General features: G+C 72.6%; 4 protein-coding genes. 3 read left to right on the forward strand and 1 reads right to left on the reverse strand.

Annotation, left to right across the window (positions count from 1 at the left end; all coding sequences use genetic code 11):
• Positions 1–184 precede the first annotated feature (184 nt).
• The 3 genes from ACFWEK_RS19965 to ACFWEK_RS19975 all read left to right on the forward strand — a co-directional run bounded on the left by ACFWEK_RS19965 (position 185) and on the right by ACFWEK_RS19975 (position 2,881).
• Positions 185–661 (forward strand): MarR family winged helix-turn-helix transcriptional regulator, encoded by a 477-nt coding sequence (locus tag ACFWEK_RS19965; protein ID WP_430548404.1) that lies wholly within the window; start codon positions 185–187, stop codon positions 659–661.
• Positions 658–2,283, forward strand: coding sequence for an MDR family MFS transporter (locus ACFWEK_RS19970; RefSeq protein ID WP_430548403.1), 1,626 nt, complete (start codon positions 658–660; stop codon positions 2,281–2,283). The genes ACFWEK_RS19965 and ACFWEK_RS19970 overlap by 4 nt, the downstream gene beginning before the upstream one ends.
• Positions 2,284–2,395: 112 nt before the next feature.
• Positions 2,396–2,881 carry a MarR family winged helix-turn-helix transcriptional regulator gene (locus ACFWEK_RS19975; protein WP_429765975.1) on the forward strand — a complete coding sequence of 162 codons (486 nt, stop codon included), beginning with the start codon at positions 2,396–2,398 and terminating at the stop codon, positions 2,879–2,881.
• Positions 2,882–2,963: 82 nt separating this feature from the next.
• On the opposite strand, the gene ACFWEK_RS19980 is transcribed toward ACFWEK_RS19975, so the two are convergent.
• Positions 2,964–3,693 (reverse strand): tyrosine-protein phosphatase (locus tag ACFWEK_RS19980; RefSeq protein ID WP_430555175.1); only part of this gene is annotated, 730 nt, incomplete at its 5' end.

Here is a 3,693-nt window from a genome sequence, read left to right on the forward strand (position 1 = left end):
CGACGCTCCCACGGGGCGTCGCGGGCCGTCGTCGTCCACCGGGTGAAGTCCTCACCAGGACACTTGCTTGCTGCAAGCACCGGGCGTATGTTTGCACCCTGCAACAACTCGGCCCGCCCTCGGGGCCGCACCGCTCCGGCCGTCCGGCCCCGAGCACCCACCCCCTTTCAGCAAAGGCCCTGCCATGCCCGTTGACCGCACCGCGGCCCGTGAGCTCGTGGAGACGCTCGAGGAGCTCTCCCGCGCCCAGCGCGAGGCCGCCATGCGCGTGGCGCGCGACCTGGACCTCCCCCGGGCCGGCCTCGGGGCCCTGCACCTGCTCACGCGGTGCGGGCGCGTCCAGATCACCGACGTCGCCGCGAAGCTCCGCGTCGACGTCTCCGTCGCCAGCCGCCAGATCAGCGCCCTCGTCGACGCCGGTCTCGTCGAGCGCACGGTCGACGACGACGACCGGCGCGCCCGCTACCTCGCCCTGACGGACGCCGGCCGCGAGTTCGCGGAGGCCTCCTTCGAACGCATCGACGACCTCGTCTCCGAGTCGTTCTCCGACTGGTCGGACGACGACCTCGCCGACGCCATCTCCCGGATCCGCAGCGTCGCGGCCGCACTCACCACGACCCACGACCGCGCCACGGCGCAGGAGGAGATCCCCGCCCGATGAGTCAGTCCCCCACCCCGGCGGCCGCCACGCCGGGCCTCTCCGCCACGCCGGCCCCGGCGATGACCCGCCGCGAGGTGCTCGAGGCCCTCTCGGGCATCCTCCTCGGCGTCTTCGTCTCGCTGCTGGCCACCACCATCGTCTCGACCTCGCTGCCCAAGATCGTCAGCGAGCTCGGCGGCTCCCAGCACTCCTACACCTGGGTCGTCACCGCGATGCTGCTGACGATGACGATCTCGACCCCGCTGTGGGGCAAGCTCGCCGACCTCACCAACCGCAAGGTCCTCATGCAGGTCGCCCTCGCGATCACGGTGGTCTCCGCCGCCGCGGCCGGCCTGTCGCAGAACATCGAAATGCTCATCGGCTTCCGTGCCCTGCAGGGCATCGGCGCCGGCGGCCTCACCGCCCTCGCGACCGTCCTGATGGCGGACATCATCAGCCCGCGCGAGCGCGGCAAGTACATGGGCCTCATGGGCGGCGTCATGGCCGTCGCGCAGATCGGCGGCCCGCTGCTCGGCGGTGTGCTCACCGACTCGATCGGCTGGCGCTGGACGTTCTTCGTCGGCGTCCCGTTCGCCGTCGCCGCGTTCATCGTGCTGCAGAAGACGCTGCACCTGCCCGCGCTGGCCAAGCGCGAGGTGAAGATCGACTACGCCGGCGCCGGCCTCATCGCGGTCGCCGTGGCGCTGCTGCTCCTGTGGGTCACCTTCGCCGGCGACCAGTTCGAGTGGCTGTCGTGGCAGACCGGCGCGATGGTCGGCGGCGCCCTGCTGGCGCTCGTCGTCGTCGGCTTCGTCGAGAAGAACGCCGCCGAGCCGATCATCCCGCTGCACCTGTTCAAGAACCGCACGTTCGTGCTCGCCGTGGTCGCCTCGGCGTCCGTCGGCGTCGCCATGTTCGGCACCGCGGTCTTCCTCAGCCAGTACTTCCAGCTCGCCCGCGGCAAGACGCCGACCGAGTCCGGCCTGCTCACCATCCCGATGGTGGTCGGCACGATGCTCGCAGGCATCGTGCTCGGCCGGATCATCTCGAACACCGGCCGGTACAAGGCGATCATGGTGGGCGGCGCCGTCCTCCTGACCGGTTCGCTGTTCGGCCTGTCGACCATCGAGGTGGACACGAGCTTCGTGCTCATCTCCGTCTTCCTGTTCGGCCTCGGCCTGTCGGTGGGCGCCCTGATGCAGAACCTCGTGCTCGCCACGCAGAACACCCTCGACGTGCACGAGATGGGTGCCGGTACCTCCGGCGTCGCGTTCTTCCGCTCGCTGGGCGGCGCGATCGGCGTCTCGGCGCTCGGCGCCGTGATGGCCGCTCAGATCAAGACGGACCTCTCCACCGGCCTGGCGAAGCTCGGCATCGCCTCCGACGCGATGGGTGCCGGTTCGGGCGCGGTCCCGGACCTGGCCTCGCTGCCCGCCCCCGTGCAGACGGTGGTCGAGGGCGCCTACGCCGACGGCATCACGACGATCTTCCTGTACGCCGTGCCGATGGCCGTCGTCTCGCTGATCGCGGTGCTCTTCATGAAGGAGATCCCGCTGGGCCAGCGCTCCGGCATCGAGCAGGTGCTCGACGAGGAGAAGTCGGCCGAGCAGGACGTCGCCGCTCCGGTCGCCGAACGGGCCTGACACCGGCCCAGCACCCGGACGGGGTCGATTTCACCCGCTGAGACGCCGTCCGGGTGCAAGTTCGCCTGCTAGGCCACTCCCGTTTGCCTCGGCGAAGCCTCATGATGGGCGCATGCACGACGTCGCCGCCCAGCCCCTGCCCGACCCGGCCACCGACCCGTTCGGTGCCCTCGAACGCGAGATCCGGGTCCTGATCCGCCGCGCCCAGTCGTCGGCGGCCCAGACCGCCCGGCGGGTGCATCCCGAGCTCGAGGCGTCGGCCTACCCGATCCTCGCGCACATCGACTCCCATCCCGGGATCCGCGGCTCCGACCTCGCCGCACACTTCGGCGTCGGTCGTGCCACCGTGTCCCGACAGCTCAGCCGTCTGGTGGAGCTCGGCCTCGTGCACCGCGAGGTGGACCCGGAGGACACCCGCGGCCAGCGGATCACCCTGACCGCCGACGGCGCCCAGCGCTTCGCCCGGGCCCGCGACCGTCGCATCGAGATGTACAAGGACGCGTTCGGCGACTGGGACGAGGCCGACGTCGCGCAGCTCGCGACGCTGCTGCACCGCTACTCGGAGGACTTCGTCCGCTGGCGCGACACGCGCTCCTGAGACGCCGTCGGCGCAAGCCCGCGACGTCGGCCGAGCCTGTCGGGACCCGTCCCGGCAGGCTCGACGCGTGCCCGGGGCCGGATCAGCCGTCGAGGAGACGGGACCGCAGCGCGTCCAGCGTCTCGGCGCCGCCGCCGTGCGCACGGAACCACCCCGGTGCGCCGCCGTCGTGCTCGGCGAACCGGTCGAGCACCGTCTCGATCGCCCAGCCCGGAGCGGTGACCAGCTCGGGCGGCAGCTTCGCGAGCACGTGCGCGTCGGGGACGGCGAGGTTCGCGGTGACGGCGGCACGCGCCAGGACGTCTCGCATGTGGGGGCCGGTCCGCTCGTAGTCGGCGACGATCGCGTCCCGGTCCACGCCCAGCAGGGCCAGCACCAGCGCGACGGTCACCCCCGTGCGGTCCTTGCCGGCGGTGCAGTGCACGAGCACCGGCGCGTCGTCGACGGCGATCAGCCGCACCGCCTCCACGAGGTGCCCGGCGCCCACGCCCTCGAGCATCTGCAGGTACAGCTCCCCGAGGCCGGGCACCGGCGCCGGCGCGGTGGCGCCCTGCATCGCCGTGCCGTCCAGCAGGGGCAGCGGGACGACGTGGGCGACGCCCGTGAGCGGGTGCGGCTCGCCGTTCTCCCCCGGGTCGCGCAGGTCGAGCACCGTGCGGGGCGGCCACACCACGTCGGCCGGGGCGACGTCGCCCGACCGGGGCGCGTCGGAACGCAGCAACGCCCCGGGCACCAGGCCCGGGGCGGCCGTCGCGACGTCGCGCAGGTTGACGAGATGGTCGGGCACGGACGCCGGCGCGGCGGTCCAGGCC

It is taken from the genome of Isoptericola sp. NPDC060257 (assembly GCF_042726645.1).
GTDB lineage: Bacteria > Actinomycetota > Actinomycetes > Actinomycetales > Cellulomonadaceae > Isoptericola > Isoptericola nanjingensis.